Here is a 21,147-nt window from a genome sequence, read left to right as displayed (position 1 = left end):
CGGTCCCGGATACGCACGTCCGCGAAGTCCGGCAGGGTCGTGCGTTCGTTGCCGGGCGTCGATCTCGGATTGAGGTCGATTAGCTGTAGAAGATACCGCCATCCACGTTGAGTGCCTGGCCCGTCACGAAGGCGGAATCGTCGGAGGCGAAGAATGCGACTGGGCCGACGACGTCTTCCGGCTCGCCGAGCCGATGCAGGTCGGTGATCTTCTCGAAATAGGTGACCCGCTCCGGATCGCGCAGGTTGTTGCGGCCCATCTCGGTGAGGATGATGCCGGGGCATACGGCATTCACCGTGATGCCATGGCCACCGAATTCCATCGACGAGACCCGCGTGAAGCCCACCACAGCGGATTTCGACGCGGCATAATGCGACTGGCCGGGGCCGCCGGTGCGTGCAGCCAACGAGGCGATGTTGACGATGCGCCCATATTTGCGCTCCTTCATGTGGACGACCATCGCCTGGGTCATCTGGAACACGCCGCGGACGTTCACGGCGAAGGTCTGGTCCCAGTGTTCGGGCGTGGTGTCTTCGATGCTCGCGAGACGCAGGATGCCGGCATTGTTGACGAGAACATCGACATGGCCGAGACCCGCGACCGCTTCCGCAACCGAGCGCTGGCAATCCTCGAGCTTGCTGACATCTGCCAACACCGGAATGCACGTGGTTCCGAGCTTCTTCACATCCGTGACGGTCTCCAGCAGCGTGCTCTCCTGCGCTGCGATGTCAGTCAGAGCGAGATTGTAGCCGCGCTTGGCGAGGCCAAGGGCGATGGCGCGTCCGATTCCGCGGCTGGCGCCGGTAACGATGGCATGTCTGGTCATGAAATCGATCCTGTTGTTCAGAAAAGCGTAACGCGAAGCGACTTAAACGCGGGCGGCGCCGCGGACGGGCAGCGTGTTCATCGCCTTGACCGTCTCCTCGAAGGACACGAGATTGGCGCCGGAACCGAGCCCCGTCGCGACGATGGCGGCCGTGGCTGTCGCCAGTTTTGCGCAGTCCAGCAGGTCCCAGTCGCGGACCAGGCCGGCGATGAAGCCGCCGGTATAAGAATCGCCGCAGCCGGAGGTGTCGCGCACCGTCACCTCGAAGGCCGGTACCGTGAACTGCCGCCCGTCGCGCGTCATGATGAAAGAGCCGTGTTCGCCGAGCGAGATCGCGCAGGCACCGGCGCCCTTGCCGATGAAATACTGCGCGCAGGCCGCGGGATCGTCGGTGCCGACCAGCGCGTGGGTCTCGTCGATGCTCGGCATGAAGAAGTCCGTATAGGGCATCAGCGGTTCGACCAGTGCCAGCGTCTCGCCGCGTGCCTGGATGAGATCGACGGTGGTGATGCAGCCGGCCGCCTTGGCATCGCGCAGCAGCGCCACCGTCGGCTCGCCGTCCATCGCCAGCAGCGAGCCGACGCCGCCAAGATGCAGCACCTTGCTGCGGCAGGCGGCTTTCTGCGCTTCGGGCGAAATCTTCCAGCGCGCGGAGGCGCCGCGCGCATGTAGCACCGGGCGCGAGCCATCCGGACGGATCGGCAGGATGGTGGCGGAGGTCGGCACGCCGGCCATCCGCTCCATCACCGAAATATCGATGCCCTCGCGTTCCATCGCATTCAGCACCCAGTCGGCCTTCTCGTCGGCGCCAACCGCGCCGACGGCGAGCGCCTTCAGCCCGAGGCGCGCGCAGGGCACCACGGTGCCGCCCGCGGTGCCAGCGACCGTGAGCCGGATCTCATCGATCAGCGCGCGGCCGCCGCCGGCCGGGATTTCAGTAATGGGGACGCCGAGGATGTCCAGGATGTAGGTGCCGCAGACGCTGACGTCGTGGGGATGGGCCATGTGGCAAGTCTCGCAATTGTTGGTGCTGGTTTGTTAGGTCGAGGTTTTCGGCGTGCCGTCGCTGTCGCGCAGGCCGTATTGTCCCCATCGCTTCAGGATGCTGTCGATCTCGGCATCCGGCAGCAGCGGCGGCGTGCCGAGTTGCAAGCAGCCGTGATACTGCTTGGCGAGCACCTCGACCTCCACTGCAAGCCACATCGCCTTGCGCAGATTGGGGCCGATGGCGATCAGTCCGTGATGGGCGAGCAGGCAGGCGCGGCGATGGCGCAGCGCCTCCAGTGCCGCTTGCGACAGTTCCGCGGTGCCATATTGCGCATAGGGCGCGCAGGGGATGTCGTTGCCGCCGGCCGCCGCGATCATGTAGTGGATCGCGGGAATGCTGCGGTTCATGATCGCGATGATCGTGCAGAAGATCGGATGCGCGTGCACGACGGCATTCGTTTCGGGCTTGGCCTTGAGTATGTCGAGGTGGAAACGCCATTCCGTCGAGGGCACGCGGCCAGCCGGCGCCGTCCACGAGCCATCCCATTTCATCGCGACGATGTCTTCCGGCCGCATGCTGTCATAGGGAACACCGGACGGCGTCAGCAGGATGCCGTCCCCGGTGCGGACGCTGATATTGCCGGACGTGCCCTGATTGATACCGGCAGCCGACATTTCGTGGCAGGCATCGATGATGGCCTGTCGGGTTGCGACGTCTGCGGCGCTTGGATGCGTCATGGCTTGTTTCCTCGAAAGTCGTCGCTGCGGCTCTTACCGGCCGCTGCGGGTGATCGTTATATCGGGTGCGAGGCGCGTCAACGCCCCATGGCGAAGAACTCGTCGTTCGGCCGCATGCTGGTGACATTCGCCAACCGGTTCGACATGCCGAAGAAGGCGGCGATGGCAGCGATATCCCAGACGTCGTCCTCCGTGAAGTCGTGGCGCTTCAGCGCCTCGATATCGGCATCGCCGACCTCGTAAGCCTGCATCGAGACCTTCATGGCGAAATCGAGCATCGCGCGCTGCCGCGGCGTGATGTCGGCCTTGCGATAGTTCACCGCGATCTGGTCGGCAATCAGCGGGTTCTTGGCGCGGATGCGCAGGATGGCGCCATGCGCCACCACGCAATACTGGCACTGGTTGGCATTGCTGGTGGCCACCACGATCATCTCGCGCTCGGCCTTGGTGATTGGGCCTGGCTTGTCCATCAGCGCATCATGATAGGCGAAGAAGGCGCGGAATTCGTCGGGCCGGTGCGCCAGCGTCAGGAACACGTTGGGCACGAAGCCGGATTTTTCCTGCACCGCGAGGATGCGCGTGCGGATGTCCTCCGGCAGGCTGGAGATTTCGGGGACGGGGAAGCGGCTGATGGCTGGCGTGGTCATGGTTTCTGTTTCCTCTCAGGCGGTCGCGAGTGCAACCAGTCTGTCCTGGTATTCTTCAAAAGCGTCGCGTTGATCTGCAATATGGGGTTCGGCGCGGACCAGGCATGTATGTGCCGAGCAGCCCTGGCCGAATTGCGAGGTGCCGATGTCGAGCGTCAGCACGTTCGGATTGCCGGCGACTTCGAGACCAGTCTCAGCGCGCGGGGTGAACCAGGCGCCGGTCGGCAGCACCAGCACGCCGGAGCGCACGCTGTCGGTGACGTCAGCAGTGGCGAGACAGGCGCCGCGTGCATTCCAGATGCGGATGGTCTGTCCGTCGCTGATGCCGCGCGCCGCGGCGTCGTCGGGATGCAGCCGTGCCTGTTCGCGGCCGTTGCGCTTGTTGGCCACGCTGGCGACGCCGGTTTCGATCTGGCTGTGCAGCCGGCCGGCCGGTTGATGCGAGATCATGTGCAAGTCGGACGCATCGCTGCCGCTGCCGAGCCATTCCGCCGGCTCAACCCAGGCCGGATGCGACGGACAATCGGCATAACCGAGCCGGGCAAGGGTCTTGCTGCCGAGCACAATCTTGCCGCTTTCGGTCTTGAGCGCATGCGCCTCGGGATCGATGCGGAAATCGGCGAGGAAAGTGTGGTCGGCGCGCACCGGGCAGCGCGCATAGCCGTCGTGCCAGAATGTTTCGAAGTCGGGCATGTCGAAGCCGAGCCGCTCGGAGGCGTCCTGCCGGCTCGCCTCATAAAGATGACGGACCCAGCCGATTTCGTCGCGGCCTTCGTTGAAGCGGTCGGCAACGCCGAGCTTGCCGGCGATGCGGTCGAAAATCTCGAAGTCGGGCAGCGAGTCTCCGACCGGCTTGATGGCCTGTTTCATCGCAATGATGAAGTCGGAGCGCCTGTTGCCGGCAAGGTCGTTGCGTTCGATCGATGTGGTCGCCGGTAGCACGATGTCGGCGCGCTGTGCCGTCGCGGTGAACATCGGATCCTGGACGATAATGGTCTCGGGCCGCGTCCAGGCTTCGGACAGCCGGTTGAGATCCTGATGGTGATGATAGGGATTGCCGCCGGCCCAGTAGACCAGCCTTGTGTCCGGATAGGTTCGCGTCTCGCCCTCATAGGTGAAGGTCGCGCCGGGATTGAGCAACATGTCGCTGATGCGCGCCACCGGGATGAAGCTGTCGATCGGGCGCGTGAGTTGCGAGATGGCCGGTGACTTGCCGAGATTGATGGGCGAGCCGACGCCGCCGAGCGAGGCATAGCCGTAGCCGACACCGCCGCCCGGCAGCCCGATCTGGCCGATGATGGAGGCGAGGCCGAGCGCTGCCCAGAACGGCTGCTCGCCATGATGCGCGCGCTGCAGGCTCCAGCTCACGGTAAGCATGCTGCGGGTATCGACGAGGCGTCGCGCCAGCTGGCGGATGCCGTCGGCATCGAGCCCACAGATCTCCGCGGCCCAGGCTGCATCCTTGCGAATGCCATCGGACGAGCCGTCGAGATAGCCGAGCAGTTGCTCGGCGCCGCTGGTGCAGCGATCGAGGAAATCCCGAGCGTGCCGGCCTGCCTTCACGATCTCGCCGGCGAGGCCCAGCATCAGCGCGGTATCAGTGTTCGGGCGGACCGGCCACCATTCGGCATCGACCCAATCCGGCATATCGTCCTTCAGCGGCGAGACGTGAACGATGCGGATGCCGCGCTCGGCGATTTTCCTGAGATAGGATTCGAGGCGGTGGGCGCCGATGCCACCGGCTTCGGTCTGCGCGGTGCGTGGCGATAGTGCGCCGAACACCACCAGCGTCTCGGTGTGGGCGGCTATGGTGTCGAGCGTATTGGCCTGGCCGTCGCAAGCATCAGAGCTTCCCAGCGTATGGCGCAGGATCACCGGGCCGGCAGCAATGGAATATGTATCCACATGCCGGGTGAAGCCGCCGACCAGATTGAGCATGCGCTTGAGCAATGACGACGCATGATGCAGGCGGCCCGAATTGGTCCAGCCATAGGAGCCCGCGAAGATCGACGCATTGCCATGGGTGCTGGAGACGCGGCGGATTTCGTCGGCCACCAGCGTGGTTGCCTCATCCCAGCTGACGGGCACGAACTTCTCCGCGCCGCGCTTGCGCGGATCGCTGTGCTCGCGCTTGTCGAGCCAGCCGGAGCGCACCATCGGACGCAGAATGCGGCGTTCGGGATTGGCCCATTCCGGCACTGAATGGATGATGGGCGAGGGGGCAGGATCATGGGCGAACGGCTCGATGCCCACGATCTGTTCGTCCTGCACGAGGATCGTATAGGCGCCCCAGTGGCTGCAATGCGGGATCCGATTGATCTCACTCACGCATCGTCTCCGTGTCGTTGCTCGCCGGTCCTGTCAGGATGCATGGGACAGCGGCCGTTCGATCTCGCGCCGCATCTGGGCGGCGAAGTCCGGATAGGTTTCTGCGACCTCGTCGTAAACACGCCCGCGCAGCAAAGCCAGCATCTGCGGATCCGGCAGCGCGGTCTGCTCCGGCTGGCTTTCATGGGTGAACTGGAAGCCGGTGGCGTTCTTGATACCTGCGAGGTCGTGTCCGGGATGGATGCTCTGCAGGTCGAAGCCCGCACGCGTCTTGTCGAAGCGGAACAGCGCCTTGCTGGTCAACAGCGCGATCGGGCCGCCACTGCGGTAAACGCCATCGTCGCTGACCCCGGGCGTGCTGATGAAATCCACCTTCTCGACCAGAGCGCGCGGCGTGTGCTCCTCGCGAAACAAGATCACGCGCGGCACCACGTAATAAAGATAGGCCGATCCGAACGAGCCGGGCCATCGCACTGGCGTCTGCGGATAGTCGCCGGTGCCCACCAGATTGACATTGCCGCGGCCGTCGATCTGGCCGCCTCCGAGGAAGAAGGCATCGATGCGGCCCTGGCCAGCGCAATCGAACAGTTCGGCCGAGCCGTTGGTGAAGAAATTGTGCTCCACCGATCCGAGGATCGAGATGCGCGGGCCTTTCTCGCCGGCCTGCTGCTTTAGCGCTCGCAGCAGCATGGCGCCGGCCGCGGGGATCGGCGAGGACGCACCGACAGCGACATGCCGGACGCCGTCGAGCAGTTTGGCGACGGTGCAGATCAGGATTTCGCGCGGGTGAACCTCGCTCATCATGCGGGTTCCATCTGTGCGTTCGTCATGTAGTCGGCAAAACCCTCGGCGCTGCGCGCGGCGCGCGCATAGCGCAGGATCTCGGCCGTGTCGGTCGGATACTCGCCCCACAGGCCGTAGGGCCAAGCGCCCTTCGGCGCGACGGCGACTTCGGTGACATAGAGCGCCGGCAGCACGCCCGCTGCGCTCATCTCATTGGCGAGCAGGCTGTCGTCCACGATGCGCTCGACAGTGACGAGTGTGGTGGCCGATGCATAAGCCATCGCGGCGAGTTCGCGGCGTCGTCCGATCCACACATTGCCGAAACGGTCAGCCATCGGCGCGTGGAAGATCGTGATATCGGGTTTGATCGCGGGGATGAGCACGATGGGATCGCCGCCATCCGCCAGCGGATTGTCGATGACGCGCCAGTCGCTGCGGTGGTGCAGCAGGTCGCTGCCGATCAGTCCGCGCATCGGCATGAACGGGCTGCCCTTCTGCGCGGCCATCAAGCCGGCATGGATAGCGGGGCAGGTGGCGTCCTTCAATGCGATCGCGCCGTCCTTGACGGCTGCGTTGAAGCGCGGCGCGCCGCCGGCTTCGCCGAGCGATACGGCGCTGGTCTCGACCGACCGAACCAGACCGGCGCCGACGAGTTGGTCCACCTGAAGGCCACCGGTCGGCACGCAGACGAGATCGAGATTGCGTGTGTTGCGTTCAATGATCGGGCGCGTCATCGCCATCGAGACGCCGGCATAATCCACCGGCAGCGCCAGCCGGACTCCCGGCTCCACATACTTCGCCAACGCGCGAAGATCGCTTACCACAATTCGCCTCCCGATTTATATGTTCTATATTGTAGAACGTGGTTCTAAATAAAATTAGTCGCGCGGCGCCGCGGCTGTCAATCCGTTTGTGTCGCGAAGCACTTTGCCAATAGGGGAAAATGCAAACCCGTCGGTAAGTCGATGACGATCGGCGCGTCGTCGCATCGCGCATTCACTTGACAAGACGATGCGTGATGCCAACAATAATTGGAATAACGTCTCATAATATAGAACGACGAGGGAGGTTGATGATGGCTGAGCCATTGGCGCTGCGCGTGGGACATTCCGGCGCGGGTGTTCCGGCGTCGCAGTCGGGCGGCGCAAGCGAGCGTCAGGTCATCGGTTCGCGCATCGCAGTTCGCGATGCCGAGAAACGATACGGCCAGTTCCATGCCGTCAATCGTATCAATCTCGATATCGAACCCGGCGAATTCATCACGCTGCTCGGCCCGTCCGGCAGCGGCAAGACCACATTGCTGAACCTGCTGGCCGGTTTCCAGAGCCTCGACGGCGGCGAGATTCTCGTGGACGGCAGGCCGGTGCACAACGTGCCCACGCATAAGCGCGGATTCGGCATGGTGTTCCAGAGCTATGCGCTGTTTCCCAACATGACGGTGACACAGAATGTCGCGTTCCCGCTGCGCATGGCCGGCGTCGATCGCGCCACCACCGAGCGGCGCGTCGCCGAGACGCTGGAAATCATGCGCCTGTCGGATCATGCGAACAAATCGCCGTCGGAAATGTCCGGCGGACAGCAACAGCGCGTCGCCATTGCGCGCGCCATCGTGATGCGGCCGAAGGTCGTGCTGATGGACGAGCCGCTCAGCGCGCTCGACCGCCGGCTGCGCGAATCAATCCAGATCGAGATACGCGATCTGCATCAGACGATCGGCAGCACGATCCTGTTCGTGACACATGATCAGGGCGAAGCGCTCACCATGAGCGATCGCATCGCCGTGCTGGATGCCGGCAGGATCGTGCAGATCGGCCGCCCGCTCGACATCTATCGTCACCCGTCCAATCGTTTTGTGGCGTCGTTTGTCGGCGAGAGCAATCTGATTGAAGCCGAGATCATGCAGAAGCGCGGCACCACCGTGACGCTGAAGAACCGCGCTGGCTATGTGTTCGATGCCGAGAGCCGCGACGCCATCGATGTCGGTCGCGTCACCGTGCTGGTGCGGCCCGAGCGCATCGCGATCGCCAACGAGCCGACCGCAAGCTCGACGCCGGTGACTGTGACGTCGGCGATCTTCCTTGGCGAGATCCTGCGCATCGAGGCGCAGATGGACGGCGGCGACACCCTGCTGATCCGCTGTACCGACACCGCAAGGCGGCCGCTGCCCGATGTCGGCGATCGCCTGCATGTGAGCTGGGGTCCGGAAGACTGCTGGGTGCTGACATGACGACGATCTCGCTGTCCGATGAGCCAAGGCATCAGGCGAGTTCCAGCCTGGCCATGAAGCTCAAGAACCCCGCGCTGCTGCTGTTGCCCGCGGTCGCTTTCCTGTCGTTCATCTATCTGCTGCCGCTGGTCGATCTCATTCGCATCAGCATCAGCGGGCCAAGCTGGCTGACCTATTTCCAGCGTGTCTTTGCGGTGCCGCTCTATTGGGAATCGCTGGTCCGGACCATGCAGATCTCGGTCACGGTCGCATTCCTGTGCCTGCTGTTCGGCTATCCCACCGCGCTGCTGATCCATCGCACCCGCGGCATCACCCGTGCTCTGATCGCCACCGCGATCGTGCTGCCATACTTCATCGCGATCCTGATCCGCACCTATGCCTGGATGGTGCTGCTCGGCCGCAACGGCCCGGTCAACAAGTTCCTGGTGTCGATCGGTATCCTGAGCGAGCCGGTCCAGTTGCTGTTTCACCGCGGCACCGTGCTGCTCGGCATGACGGCGGTGCTGCTGCCGCTGATGGTGCTAACCATCTATTCGAGTGTGTCGCGGCTGGATCCCGGCTTAACGCGCGCGGCGCTGGCCAGCGGTGCCGGGCCTATCGCCGTGTTCTGGCGGGTTTTGCTGCCGCTGACGCTGCCCGGCATTGGCGCCGGCTTCCTGCTGGTTTTCGTGGCCGCGATCGGCTTCTTCATCACGCCGACGCTGCTCGGCGGCCCGGGCGACCAGATGTTCGCCATGCATATCACGCAGCAGGCGGACTCGGTGACGTCTGAGGGCTTCCTGCAGGCGCTGGGCGTCGTGTTGTTGTTGATCACGCTGCTGGTGGTCGCCATCGCCGGACGTTTCCTTGGCCTGGAATTCATCTGGGGTGGGCGCAAGCTCACCGAGACGACAGCAGGGAAGGCCGCGCCGGCGGCAACGTCCGGCACCGCACGTCGCAGTTTCGGCAGCGTGTTCGCTGACGCCATCGGTTGGCCGCTGCTTCGGCTGTTCGGCATGCTGCCGGCTAGTTGCGGCACATGGACGGTCCGCCTGATGGGTGGCATGGTGGTCGCGCTGCTGATCCTGCCCATCATCGTCGTCATGATCATCTCGTTCAGCAGCGCCAGCTATCTGACCTTCCCGCCGCCGGGCTTCTCGCTGCGCTGGTACGAGCAGTTCTTCTCCGACACCAACTGGATGCGCGCGTTCTGGACATCCGCGCTGATCGCGGCGGTCTCGGCCTTCGTTGCGGTCGGGCTCGGCACATGCGCGGCGCTCGGCATCGTCAGAGGTAATGTGCGCGGCAAATCCGCGATCATGCTGCTGCTGGTCAGCCCGATCATCGTGCCGCCGGTGGTGCTCGGCTTGTCGCTCTACACGCTGTTCTTGAAGTTCGATCTGGTCGGCTCGGTGTTCGGCCTTGCGGCGGCCCATGCCATTGGCGGTTTGCCGATTGTGGTGGTGATCCTGTCTGCTGCGCTGCAGAACGTGGACTCGCGGCTCGAACAGGCCGCCTCGGTCCATGGCGCGTCGTCGCTCACGGTGCTGCGGCTGGTGACGCTGCCGGCGATCGCGCCGGGCCTTGCGGCCGCGACCTTCTTTGCGTTCCTGCATTCGTTCGACGAATTGGTGCTGACCCTGTTCCTGTCGAGCGCGCAGCTGAAGACGCTTCCGTTGATGCTGTGGGGTGACATCAACTACCGGCTCAATCCGGTACTGGCCGTCGTGTCCACGCTTGAAGTGCTGCTGGTCGTGGGAGGACTGTTCCTCGCGCGGCCAGTGCTCGCAACGTCGCAAAAAGCGACCTGATGACAAACGATCAAACAGGAGGAAACACACTATGATGGGAATGAAACGCTTCAGGCTGCCGGCCTTGGCTTCGGCGGCGTTCATCGCCATGGGGACGGGTCTGGCCGTTGCCCAGAGCAACGTCGTCATCATGCAGGATCCGGGCGGCGGCTATGGCGATGCGCTGCGCAAGGTGATGTACGATCCGTTCGAGAAGGAAACCGGCATCAAGGTCGTCACCGTGCAGGAAGCGCGCAGCGGTCCGCGCATCAAGGCGCAGGCCGAAGCTGGCAAGGCGCAGTGGGATCTGACCTTCATCTTCGATCAGGAAACCAAGCTACTCGGCGACTGCTGCCTGGCTGACATCGACTATTCCAAGCTGTCGGAATCCGCGCAGAAGACCCTGGCGGCGATGCCGGACAATCTGAAGCGCAAGAAGGGCGTCGCGCTGCAGGTAATCGGCGTCGGCCTCGTCTACAACAAGGACAAGTTCAAGGGCGATAAGGCACCGCAGAACTGGGCCGACTTCTGGGACGTGAAGAAGTTTCCGGGGCGCCGCTGCATGCCAGCCTGGCCGCGCTTCACCTTCGAGGCGGCGCTGATGGCCGACGGTGTCGACAAGAGCAAGCTGTATCCGATCGACATGGAGCGTGCGCTCAAGAAGATCAAGGAGATCAAGCCGCACATCGTCAAATGGTGGACCACCGCCGCGCAGCCGCCGCAGCTGATCCTCGATGGCGAAGCCGATATGTGCCAGGCCTATACGGGCTCGATGAGCAAACTGGCGCTGGAAGGCGCTCCGATTGATCTCACCTTCAATCAGGGCTTCGTCTATTACGACTTCTTCTCTATCCCGAAGGGCGCGCCGAACTATGACAACGCGCTCAAGCTGCTGTCCTGGCGTCTCGACCCCAAGCGCGCCGCCCAGCTGACCTCCACGTTCCCGGTCGCGCTTCCTTCGAAGGTCGTGTTCGATGCTGCGACGGATAAGAACGTCGCGCGCTATTGGGCGAACAATCCTGAGAACGTCTCCAAGGCGATTGAATGGAGCCCGGACTTCTGGGGGGCGCCATCGCCCGCTGGCAATTCGACCAATGAAGAATATGCGCAGGAAAAGCTGAACGCACTGCTTGCCCAGTAAATCGCGCCATACAACAATGAGACCGGCGGCGGCCCAGCGCCGCCGGTCTGTTCGCAACAGAGAACTACCTCACATCGGCTGCTTGGATGGATAAGGCATTTATCAAGGGACTGAGGCTCCTCGAGGCGCTCGCGATGAGCGAGCAGCCACGCGGGGTCACCGATCTCGCCAATGAGCTGAAGTTCACCAAGAGCAATGTGCATCGACTGCTGGCGACGCTGCAATCGCAGGGCTTCGTTCGCCAGATTCCGCCGCACAGCACCTACGAACTCACAACCAAGCTATGGGTGCTCGGCAACCACGTCATTCAGCGCATGGATCTGATCCGTATCGCACGCCCGGCGATGACGGCGCTGGCCGAAGTTACCGGAGAGACCGTTCATCTGTCGGTGCTCGAGGGCACCGACGTTGTCTATGTAGACAAGATTGAAAGCGCGCATCATATCCGCGCGCATACCAGCGTCGGCATGCGTGCGCCTGCATTCACCATGGCAACCGGGAAGGCGATGCTCGCGCAAATGCCGGACGAATATCTGGAGAACTTTCGCCCGCATCTCAAGCGTTATACGGATACGACGCGAACGACCATCGAGGAGTTGCGCGAAGACATCCATGCGGCGCGGGCACAAGGCTATTCGTCAGTGCTGCATGGCGAATGGCGGGAAGGTATCGCCGCCTGCGCTTGCGCCATCGTTGGACGCTCCGGTGAACTCGTCGGAGCCATCGGCATGTCTGGCCCGGACATCCGGGTCAAGCGAAAGCAGATCAAGGAATACGCTGTTCACGTGATGGAAGCGGCGCGCGCCATCGGCCTGGCACTCGGCCATGTTCGTGCGATGTGAACAATGGCTGCCCATTCGAAGTCCGTGATACCGCATCGATGCTTCGGTTTGGACGCCTGAATCACGTCTAAGCCGATGCCTTCAATCGGCAAAAAACGGAAGACCGTACTTGCGAGATTACCCCGTAAGCGGACATATCCGGACATGCCAAAATCGACCCGAATGACCCACACCAGACATGGGCTGTTTCGATCTCCTGGGCACCGGCGCGCGGTCGCAGGAGCGCGGCGAGCACAGGGACGTCACCCGCGACGCCGCGAAATAACTGGTAGTACTCTCGCAAACCGTCGCGTTCGCTGTGAAAGCGAAAGTTGATCGACTGCCGCTATTGCGTGGTGGCCTTGGCTGAGCATCGTCGGCCACGGCTATCACCAGTGATCAACAAGGTGTCCGCTGCACGCGTTTTGCATGTCCTGCTTCGAAGTCGCTGGCGTCGAATCTACTTTCAATGGCGACAACTGAATCGCCACGATTTCGCCTCCGAGCGATCGGCTAATCTCGCAACGTCACGCAATGATTCTCGCGAGGCATTTGGGATGAATGATTTGATCCTCTGGAACGAGCTAACGCGCCGCGAACAGCGAATTATGAACAAGCTGTTCGGCGGCGGATCAGCCTATGGTGATGGTCCGATAGAAACAGTCAACCTCATGCGGCTCGGTCTGATCACCGAAAGCGGATTAACCTCGGCCGGCCTCGAGTTATTCATTGCTGCTTTCAAAGCGCAACGAGACGTCTGTCGGGCGAACTGATTGCGCGCAGAGCATCGCGTTCCGGTCCGGGCCTCATAACGTCGGATGTTTTTTTATTCGATCTTTGCAAATCAAGAGCCAGGCTTGAGCTGTCCGTTCGGCGTAGAGCGTGAGATCTCAAGCTCTTCCTCGTTCATGTCTGCCGACACATCAGCGAAAAGGGGTGTGCTCAAATAGCGCTCGCCGGTATCGGGAAGCATGCAGAGAATATTTGCCCCTTTCTCTGCCTCGGCTGCAACCTTGAGCGCGCCCGCAAAGGTTGCGCCTGAGGTAATACCCACAAAGATGCCCTCTTTGGTAGCAAGGTCCTTGCTGCAGCGAATGGCATCCGGACCGGAGATCGCTAAGATGCGATCGATGACCTTCATTGCGACGGCATCGTCGGTGAGTTTTGGGATGAAATCCGGCGTCCAGCCTTGCATCGGATGGGGCTTGAATGTCGGATGCGGGGCGGCCGGAGTTCCATCTGAGTTTCGCGACTGCGGGGTGCCACTGGCCAACAACTGCGCATCCTCTGGCTCGCAAACCACTATCTTCGTTTCGGGACGCTCCTCTGCGAGCACCCGCGCGACGCCCTTTAACGTTCCGCCCGTTCCATAGCCCGTGATCCAATAATCCAACCGTTCTCCGGAGAAATCGTCGAGTATCTCACGCGCTGTCGTACGCGAATGAATATCGGGATTGGCTTCATTCTCAAACTGCCTAGTCATGTACCAGCCATGCGCCCTGGCGAGCTCGATGGTCTTGTTGATCATGCCTACGGCGCGCTCAGCCGCGGGAGTTACGATGACCTTCGCTCCAAGGAACCGCATGAGCTTACGCCGCTCGACGCTAAATGGCTCTGCCATGGTGATCACAAGCGGGTATCCCTTGGCGGCGCAGACCATGGCAAGACCAATGCCCGTATTTCCACTTGTCGCCTCTATGACCGTCTGACCAGGCTTGAGCTCTCCGGATTTTTCGGCCGCCTCGATTACTCCGAGAGCCAATCGGTCCTTCACTGAACTAAGCGGGTTGAAGGCTTCAATTTTTACGAAGAGATTCACGCCTTCCGGCGCCAGACGATTGATCCGCACTACCGGCGTATTACCGATCGTTTCGACGATACTTTGATATTTCCGTCCCATGATGCATTTCCCGACATTGCGTTGTTTGCGACGGCTCCAATTGCCATGCATTGCGTCGAAGCTGCCCTCGGTTATTGGGGACAATCATTGGGCGCGCAAGAGTTAGCTTTCAGGGCGTACCCGACTTCACCGCCCGTCCTGATTGATCGTAGCGCGGCAAATGGACCTGTTTTGAACATTGTACCTAGCGGAACAGCCACCGCCTATGCTTTGGTAGAGGCAGATAGTTTTTCACCGAGCCAGGGAGCGTTTTTTGCCCGGCGAGCGCGTGGAACGGCGACTGGCGGCTGTGCTGGCGGCGGATGTCGCCGGCTATAGCCGGTTGATGGGTCATGCCGAGGAGCGCACGCTTGCGGAGCTAAAGGCGTTTCGAAAGACGCTTGTCGATCCCAGGATCGCCACGCACTGCGGTCGCATCGTCAAGACCACTGGCGATGGCATGCTGGTCGAATTCGCCAGTGCTGTCGATGCAGCGCGCTGTTCGGTGGAAATCCAGCAAGAGATGGCTCAACAAAACGCCGCCGTTCCGCCAGAACTCAGGATTGAATTTCGCATCGGCATACACGTTGGGGACATCATCATCGACGACAACGATATTTTCGGCGATGGTGTCAACATCGCAGCCCGTCTTGAGGGAATTGCCGAGCCAGGCGGCATCTGCATCTCCGATGATGCACACAGGCAAATTCGCGGCAAGCTCGACGTCGCCTTCGACGACATCGGCGAGCAGACTTTAAAGAATATTGCCGAACCAATGCGCGTATGGCTCATACGGCTTGCCCGCGAGAGCGCCCCTGCGATCCCGTCAAATTCGTCTGCGAAACAAGTTCGAGATCTAGCGCTACCTGACAAGCCGTCCATCGTCGTCCTGCCGTTCGACAACATGTCCGCTGAGGCGGGTCAGGATTACCTTGCTGATGGTATCGTCGAGGCAATTACCGCAGCTCTTTCGTGCATTCGCTCTTTTTTCGTCATCGCCCGTAGCTCAGCGTTCACCTATAAGGGCCGCGCGATAAATGCGCGCAACGTCGGTAAGGAGTTGGGCGTTGCCTATTTGCTTGAGGGTAGCGTGCAGAAAGTCGGCAATCGCCTCCGCATTATCGTTCAGCTAATCGAAACCGAGGGAGGGGCACATGTTTGGAGCTCACGCTTTGACGGCGCAGTCGACGAGTTCTTTGACCTCGAAGACCGAATAACGGAGCAGGTGGCAGGCGCTCTACAGCCTTCCATCCGCATTGCCGAGATTGAGCGGTCGCGACGCAAACGGCCGCAAGACCTGAGCAGCTATGACTATACTATGAGAGCGATGCCTCATGTCTGGGCGTTGGAGAAGGAAGAAAGCGCTAAAGCGATTGAACTTCTCGAAAAGGCGCTCGCGATTGATCCCGAATATCCCCTAGCTTTGTCGCTTGCTGGTTGGTGCCACGCCCAGCGCTCGGTCTATAACTGGGCGGACGACATCGTTGGAAGCCAGGCAATGGCGCGATCGCTCGCCGAGCGGGCAGCAGAGATGAGTGGCGATGACCCTATCATTCTGGCGGTACTCGGCGCAGTGCACACATTTGTACGCAACCATGGAACCGCGCGTATACTGCTTGAGCGAGCCGTCAGCCTCGACCCCAACGCTGCATGGGCCTGGAGTAGGCTCGGATGGCTAGAGAACTATGCCGATCAGCCTCAGAAGGCGATTGACAATTTCGAGCGCGCTCTGCGCCTGAGCCCGATTGATCCAATGAATTTCAACAACTATGTAGGAATAGCCTCTGCGCATGAAGTAGCGCAAGAATACGACAAGGCTGCCGCGTTCTATAGGCGCGCCCTCGAAGAACGGCCAAACGCTAGTTGGATTTATCGCAATTTGGCGTCGGTCCTGTCGGGAGCCGGCCGGGTCGGCGAAGCTAAACAAGCATTCGAGGAGTTGATGCTTACTTACCCCGATCTGACGATTTCAAAATTCAAACAGGCAATGGTGTTTTCGCCTGCTGTTCTGAACCGTATGGCAGAAAACCTCCGAAAGCTCGGGTTGCCTGACTAGGACGACCGGAGAGAGCCGGCCGGCATCGATACCTTTCCGAGCACATCTCGATGAGTTGACTTCCGCTTGTGGGACTTTTCGACCTGAGGCGATGTCCGACCTGAGTCCGTTATCGGCACCTAAGCGGACGTCCGCCGTCCGCTCCAAGTTTATGGGTTCACGCCCTAGTGAGGCATCCGCATCGTTGTCGCCTGATCGCTCGCCTCGTGTTGCTCAAGGCGATCGGCTTCCTGGCGGTATGCGTGCGATGCTTCGACAAGTCGCGTGACGGTGACGGCATCCATAATGGTCTTTGCCAACCGTTCGGCACGGATCGCTTGTTCTCTGAGGTACTGAACCCTGGTCATCTGTTGCCCTCACACTTGCTGATACAAGTTGAGTCAATTTTGATCGTTCCCAGCCTGTCCCCTGATGCTTAACGGACCGTAAGCGGCGCTGGATTCGCAGTGAAGATTGTCCTGATTGTGGTAAACGCGGCGGCGTCGACCCTAATACTCCCGCGCAAACGGACATTCACGTTAAGCCCGAACATTTCGCCTGAGGTGCTAGGCCTGTAAATCGCCTTCACCCTCGTTATTCGCGCCGTTGCTATCCCCGGTTCAAACGGGGAGATCGCAATGTCGGAGAATGCAGGCGTCGCCAAGCGGCTGGAGAAATTTCCGGCTTTCGACGGCTTTCGGGGGGATTGGCGTGGTGGTGGTGGTGTTCACCCATTGCCCGCAGGTGCGGGATCGCAGCGCCTACAACGCGATCTAGTACGTCAATCAGCTGTCACGCGTGGGCTATATCGCGCTCGACATCTTCTTCGTGATCTCAGGCTTCTTCATCACGCGTTTGCTGCTGCCGGTCAGCACAATGGGAGCAGACATCGCCCAAGACGGCCTGCTCGCCGGGTTTGCCCACGCAGCGTTTTTCCCCCGGAGGATCGCGCCAGACCGGCCGACGAGCCTTCGCAGCAGACGATGATCTGGCCAGGAGTTCGTCGCAGTCAGGCGAAATAATGTCAGCTGCGCCGGCGGCGGCATTAGTTGCAACCGAGGCGCGAAGCCGTCGTGATCGGCCTCGGTGATGTGCGCGTGGTGATGGGTGTCGTCCATCGGGAAGGGCTTCGCCCGGTTTGCAGAGACCATGTAGCGAAGGGCAAGACTTGACGAAGCCTCGCGTCTACTTCTCATTGGCTGGCAGCACGGCGATAGTCCGTGCCTGCTTGGAGGTCTCGCCCGATGATCACGCTCTATCACTGCGCCCGCGCGCGCTCGTTCCGCCCGCTATGGACGCTTGAAGAGCTCGGGCTAACCTATGAGCTGAAGATGCTGCCGTTCCCGCCGCGTGTCTTTGCCAAGGAATATCTCGGCATCAATCCGCTCGGCACTATCCCGCTGATGCTCGATGGCGAGATCCGAATGACGGAATCGGCGGCGATCGCGCAATATCTGGTGACCAAATACGGTCCGACGCCGCTGGCCGTCGGCATCGACGAGCCGGACTACGGCGCCTTCCTGAACTGGCTGCATTTCGGCGAGGCCACGCTGACCTTCCCGCAGGCGTTGGTGCTGCGTTATTCGAAGCTCGAGCCGGAGGAGCGCCGTCATCCGCAGGTGGTCGAGGACTATTCGAAGTTCTTTCTTGGACGGTTGCGTATGATCGAGACCATCACCACCGGCAACGACTATGTCTGCGCCGGCCGTTTCACCGCGGCGGACATTTCCGTCGGCTATGCACTGCTGCTGGCCAATCGTCTCGGGCTTGCATCGCAATTCGGGCCGAGTGTCACAGCCTATTGGGCGCGATTGCAGCAGCGCGAGGGCTACCTGCGTGCGGTTGAGTCCGAGAATCGCGCCGGCGACGCGCTGGGTATGGCGCGCCGCTTCTGAGCGGCTATACCGACCGAACCATATTCAAAACGAGCGAGCAGACCGATGGCCGATGATAGCGTAATCCTGGAGAAGAAGGGCGCCGCACTCTGGATCACCATCAACCGGCCGGAGAAGCGCAATGCCATGAATGGCGATGTCATCGCCGGCATCGCCAACGGCTATCGCACCGCCCACGAGGATGCGGGCGTACGGGTGATCGTTCTGACCGGCGCGGGCGAGAAGGCGTTCTGCGCCGGCGCCGATCTCGCCAATGCCGGCGCGGCCTTCTCGATGGATTTCTCCAAGCCCAATGGCGATCTCGCCGATCTCATGCGGCTGTCGCAAAACGCCACCAAACCCGCCATCGCCCGCGTTAACGGCGTCTGCATGGCCGGTGGCATGGGTTTGCTCTGCATGACCGACATGGCGGTGGCCGCGGACAACGCGATCTTCGGTTTGCCCGAGGTGAAGGTCGGCGTGTTTCCCATGCAGGTGCTGGCGCTGCTGCAGTCCATTGCGCCGCGTCGCCTGGTCAACGAATGGTGCATCACCGGCGAGCCGTTCGACGCGCAGACCGCGCTTGGCGCTGGCCTGCTGAATCACGTGGTGCCGGCGGCCGAGCTCGACAGCAAGGTCGACTGGCTGATCGCGCGCATCACCGACAAGTCGCCGACCGCGATCCGCCGCGGAAAATATGCGATGCGCGCCATCGCCGCGATGTCGTTCGACGAGAGCATCGCCTATACCGAAAGCCAGATCGCGATCCTGTCGATGACCGAGGATGCGAAAGAAGGCCTCAAGGCGTTTGGCGAGAAGCGCAAGCCAGTGTGGCCAGGCAAATAGGGCGGCTCTCGGTGGCGCGCCACGACAGACCATCGAGCCGGCGCACGGGCGCATCGTCAGCCTTAAAGTGGAATTAACAGTGTCGCCGTACCCTCGTAGCCCGTGAGCGACCAGGCCATCAGCAGCCCAGCCAAACAGTTCCCGGTGCGGGCAACGATGCCTTTGCTGGTGAGCGCGTGCGTCTATGGCCTGCTGCTGGCGCTCGGGCCGCGGCTGCTGAACGATCCGGACAGCTATTCTCATATCGCGATCGGCCGCTGGATCCTGGCGAATGGCGTCATTCCGTCGACCGACTCGTTCTCCTTTTCCATGCATGGCGGTCATTGGCTTGCCTTCGAATGGCTCTCCGAGGTCATTTACGGGGCGGTCTATACGTTTGCCGGCTGGCAAGGCGTCGTGGCGCTCGCTGCCGCGGCCATCGCGCTTTCCGTCGGGATTCTGACCCGGTTCCTGCTGCGCGAACTTGCGCCGAAGCCGGTATTGATCATCGTTACAGCCGTGGTCGTTCTTCTCGCGCCCCATCTGCTGGCGCGGCCGCATGTATTGGCACTTCCGGTCATGATGACCTGGGCGACCGCGCTCGTTCGTGCCATGGATACGCGTGCACGACCGCCTTACTGGGCGTTACCGCTGCTGGTCCTTTGGGCCAATCTCCACGGCAGCGTCATCCTGGCACTGGGGTTGATCGGACCCGCCATCCTCGAAGTCCTCATACGAAACAAGCTTCGCGAGCGGCCTCGCGAAGTGCTCCATTGGCTCGCTTTCACGGCTCTCGCTGTTGCCGCATCCTGCCTGACCCCTTACGGGCCCGGCACGCTGTTGATGCCGCTGACGACGCTCGGTCTTGGCGATGCGCTCAACTGGATCGGCGAATGGCGGCCACAGAATTTCGGCCGCATCGGGATCTTTGAGATCCTGCTGCTGGGGGGAATCTTTGCGCTGTCGCGCGGCGTGACGCTTCCCATGGTGCGGGCGCTGGTCTTAATCGGCCTGTTGCATTTTGCTTTGGCGCAGGTGCGCAACGTCGATCTGCTTGCCATGCTGGCGCCGCTCTATCTTGCCGCGCCGATCGCGCGGCAGTTTCGCAGCTGGGCCGCATCCAATGAGGTCGGCTCAGGTCGGACGCTGCAGGTCGGTGCCGTCGGTGTCATGATCCTGGCGACCGTAATCGCTTCGGCGCGCGACGTTCGCCCCGCCGCGCGAAATACGCCGCAGGCAGCGGTGGCCAGCGCCGGTCTGACCGCGGCGAACCGCGTGCTCAACGATTATTCGTTTGGCGGCTATCTGATCTTCGCGGGAATTCCCACTTTCATCGATGGTCGCGGTGAACTCTATGGCGGTCGCTTTCTTCATCGCTACAACAGCGGCCTCTCGCTGGCGGACCTGAATGATTTTCTGAAGCTGCTCGACGATTACAAAATAGATGCCACGCTGCTGGAGCCGGAAACTCCGGCGGTGGCGTTGCTCGATCGGCTGCCAGACTGGAAGCGCGTCTATGGCGACGACGTCGCGGTGGTCCACAAGCGGCAGAATGCAACGGCGAAGTAATTAAGCAGTGGCGAAAGTGGCGTATTGTGCGCCAAGCGGCAGGCCGCTGAAGGCGTTTTCGACACGCCGCGCGGCTTTCGCTTCCCACGGCAGTAGCAGGAAATGATGCGAAGCGATGTCGCGGAGGCCGGCGCCCGCCATGATCTTTTGCGTCTTGCCCGCGCCGAGCAATACCGCGTCGCGATCGAACTCACAGCGCGCGACAGCAAAACGGGTCAGCGGATTGAACGGGTTGTGTTCGATGACACAGACCAGCCCTCCTGGCCGCACAACGCGCCGCATCTCACGCATGAAACCCGCCCATTCCGCGGGCGGGACGTGATGCATGACGCAGATCGTGGTGACCAGATCGAAGCTGGCATCGGCGAACGGAAAGACGTTGCCGTCGAAGGCCCGGTAGTCGACGTCGGGGTTGTCGACCTGTGCCTGCGCAATACTGGCGGAGGATACGTCTATGCCGCTGAGTTGACCGACCATGCCGCGCAGCAGTGGATGGAAGCTGCCAACGCCGCAGCCGACATCGAGCATGTCAGGCTTTTTTGATTGAAGCCGCGCTGCGATCAATTCGCGCAATAGATCAGCCTTGGCGCGCATGAAGAAGCTATGCGGCAGGCCGGAAAAGTCGATCGAGGATTGAACGACGTCGCGGTAGTTGCTGCGGTAGCTGTCGAACAGCTGGCTCATGACAATCCGCTCCG

At 61.8% G+C, this 21,147-nt stretch carries 20 protein-coding genes; 9 read left to right on the top strand and 11 right to left on the bottom strand.

Annotated elements, in window-relative coordinates:
• Nucleotides 1-79: 79 nt before the first annotated feature.
• The 7 genes from AB7951_RS18355 to AB7951_RS18325 form a co-directional block, all read right to left on the bottom strand.
• Nucleotides 80-826 (bottom strand): glucose 1-dehydrogenase, encoded by a 747-nt coding sequence (locus AB7951_RS18355; protein ID WP_441256011.1) that lies wholly within the window; start codon nucleotides 824-826, stop codon nucleotides 80-82.
• A gap of 42 nt (nucleotides 827-868) precedes the next feature.
• Nucleotides 869-1,831, bottom strand: coding sequence for a PfkB family carbohydrate kinase (locus AB7951_RS18350; RefSeq protein ID WP_441256010.1), 963 nt, complete (start codon nucleotides 1,829-1,831; stop codon nucleotides 869-871).
• A 33-nt stretch (nucleotides 1,832-1,864) separates the two neighbouring features.
• Entirely contained in the window at nucleotides 1,865-2,551 is a 687-nt protein-coding gene (locus AB7951_RS18345; RefSeq protein WP_320447563.1) for an L-fuculose-phosphate aldolase, read from the bottom strand.
• 77 nt (nucleotides 2,552-2,628) lie between these two features.
• Complete coding sequence (locus tag AB7951_RS18340) at nucleotides 2,629-3,198, bottom strand: peroxidase-related enzyme (protein WP_068738357.1); 570 nt, start codon at nucleotides 3,196-3,198, stop codon at nucleotides 2,629-2,631.
• A 15-nt stretch (nucleotides 3,199-3,213) separates the two neighbouring features.
• Entirely contained in the window at nucleotides 3,214-5,526 is a 2,313-nt protein-coding gene (locus AB7951_RS18335) for a molybdopterin-dependent oxidoreductase (RefSeq protein WP_441256009.1), read from the bottom strand.
• A gap of 33 nt (nucleotides 5,527-5,559) precedes the next feature.
• Nucleotides 5,560-6,327: a CoA-transferase gene (locus AB7951_RS18330; RefSeq protein WP_441256008.1), complete on the bottom strand. Its 768-nt coding sequence runs from the start codon at nucleotides 6,325-6,327 to the stop codon at nucleotides 5,560-5,562.
• Nucleotides 6,327-7,133, bottom strand: coding sequence for a CoA-transferase (locus AB7951_RS18325; protein WP_441256007.1), 807 nt, complete (start codon nucleotides 7,131-7,133; stop codon nucleotides 6,327-6,329). Before AB7951_RS18325 ends, AB7951_RS18330 begins: the two co-directional genes overlap by 1 nt.
• A gap of 251 nt (nucleotides 7,134-7,384) precedes the next feature.
• Between AB7951_RS18325 and AB7951_RS18320 the strand changes: the two genes are divergently transcribed.
• The 5 genes from AB7951_RS18320 (at nucleotide 7,385) to AB7951_RS18300 (ending at nucleotide 13,040) form a co-directional block, all read left to right on the top strand.
• Entirely contained in the window at nucleotides 7,385-8,536 is a 1,152-nt protein-coding gene (locus tag AB7951_RS18320; RefSeq protein WP_439068912.1) for an ABC transporter ATP-binding protein, read from the top strand.
• Nucleotides 8,533-10,326, top strand: coding sequence for an ABC transporter permease subunit (locus tag AB7951_RS18315; protein WP_441256006.1), 1,794 nt, complete (start codon nucleotides 8,533-8,535; stop codon nucleotides 10,324-10,326). The genes AB7951_RS18320 and AB7951_RS18315 overlap by 4 nt, the downstream gene beginning before the upstream one ends.
• Nucleotides 10,327-10,357: 31 nt before the next feature.
• Complete coding sequence (locus AB7951_RS18310) at nucleotides 10,358-11,446, top strand: extracellular solute-binding protein (protein ID WP_231077525.1); 1,089 nt, start codon at nucleotides 10,358-10,360, stop codon at nucleotides 11,444-11,446.
• An 86-nt stretch (nucleotides 11,447-11,532) separates the two neighbouring features.
• A complete protein-coding gene (locus AB7951_RS18305) occupies nucleotides 11,533-12,288 on the top strand; it encodes an IclR family transcriptional regulator (RefSeq protein ID WP_309946428.1) in 756 nt (251 codons plus the stop codon).
• Nucleotides 12,289-12,824: 536 nt separating this feature from the next.
• Entirely contained in the window at nucleotides 12,825-13,040 is a 216-nt protein-coding gene (locus tag AB7951_RS18300; RefSeq protein ID WP_175366776.1) for a hypothetical protein, read from the top strand.
• Nucleotides 13,041-13,111: 71 nt separating this feature from the next.
• On the opposite strand, the gene cysK is transcribed toward AB7951_RS18300, so the two are convergent.
• On the bottom strand, nucleotides 13,112-14,167 hold the full coding sequence (gene cysK, locus AB7951_RS18295; RefSeq protein ID WP_175366775.1) for a cysteine synthase A: 1,056 nt from the start codon (nucleotides 14,165-14,167) through the stop codon (nucleotides 13,112-13,114).
• 253 nt (nucleotides 14,168-14,420) lie between these two features.
• Here cysK and AB7951_RS18290 point away from each other — a divergent pair, with 253 nt between their 5' ends.
• On the top strand, nucleotides 14,421-16,202 hold the full coding sequence (locus AB7951_RS18290; RefSeq protein WP_246297553.1) for an adenylate/guanylate cyclase domain-containing protein: 1,782 nt from the start codon (nucleotides 14,421-14,423) through the stop codon (nucleotides 16,200-16,202).
• 164 nt (nucleotides 16,203-16,366) lie between these two features.
• On the opposite strand, the gene AB7951_RS18285 is transcribed toward AB7951_RS18290, so the two are convergent.
• Together AB7951_RS18285 and AB7951_RS18280 are read right to left on the bottom strand one after the other, a co-directional pair.
• Nucleotides 16,367-16,549, bottom strand: coding sequence for a hypothetical protein (locus AB7951_RS18285; RefSeq protein WP_309946426.1), 183 nt, complete (start codon nucleotides 16,547-16,549; stop codon nucleotides 16,367-16,369).
• Between the two features lie 435 nt (nucleotides 16,550-16,984).
• Nucleotides 16,985-17,299 (bottom strand): hypothetical protein, encoded by a 315-nt coding sequence (locus AB7951_RS18280; RefSeq protein ID WP_441256005.1) that lies wholly within the window; start codon nucleotides 17,297-17,299, stop codon nucleotides 16,985-16,987.
• A gap of 126 nt (nucleotides 17,300-17,425) precedes the next feature.
• Between AB7951_RS18280 and AB7951_RS18275 the strand changes: the two genes are divergently transcribed.
• The 3 genes from AB7951_RS18275 (at nucleotide 17,426) to AB7951_RS18265 (ending at nucleotide 20,449) form a co-directional block, all read left to right on the top strand.
• Entirely contained in the window at nucleotides 17,426-18,076 is a 651-nt protein-coding gene (locus AB7951_RS18275) for a glutathione S-transferase N-terminal domain-containing protein (protein WP_441256004.1), read from the top strand.
• A gap of 45 nt (nucleotides 18,077-18,121) precedes the next feature.
• A complete protein-coding gene (locus AB7951_RS18270; protein WP_439068919.1) occupies nucleotides 18,122-18,901 on the top strand; it encodes an enoyl-CoA hydratase/isomerase family protein in 780 nt (259 codons plus the stop codon).
• 156 nt (nucleotides 18,902-19,057) lie between these two features.
• A complete protein-coding gene (locus AB7951_RS18265) occupies nucleotides 19,058-20,449 on the top strand; it encodes a hypothetical protein (protein ID WP_231077518.1) in 1,392 nt (463 codons plus the stop codon).
• On the opposite strand, the gene AB7951_RS18260 is transcribed toward AB7951_RS18265, so the two are convergent.
• Nucleotides 20,450-21,133, bottom strand: coding sequence for a class I SAM-dependent methyltransferase (locus tag AB7951_RS18260; protein ID WP_320447576.1), 684 nt, complete (start codon nucleotides 21,131-21,133; stop codon nucleotides 20,450-20,452). It lies immediately after the preceding gene.
• Nucleotides 21,134-21,147 lie beyond the last annotated feature (14 nt).

The organism is Tardiphaga sp. 285_C5_N1_2 (assembly GCF_052076065.1).
Taxonomy (GTDB): Bacteria; Pseudomonadota; Alphaproteobacteria; order Rhizobiales; family Xanthobacteraceae; genus Tardiphaga; species Tardiphaga robiniae.
The sequence above is the reverse complement of the archived record's forward strand: the minus strand, read 5'-3'. Positions and strand labels throughout refer to the sequence as shown.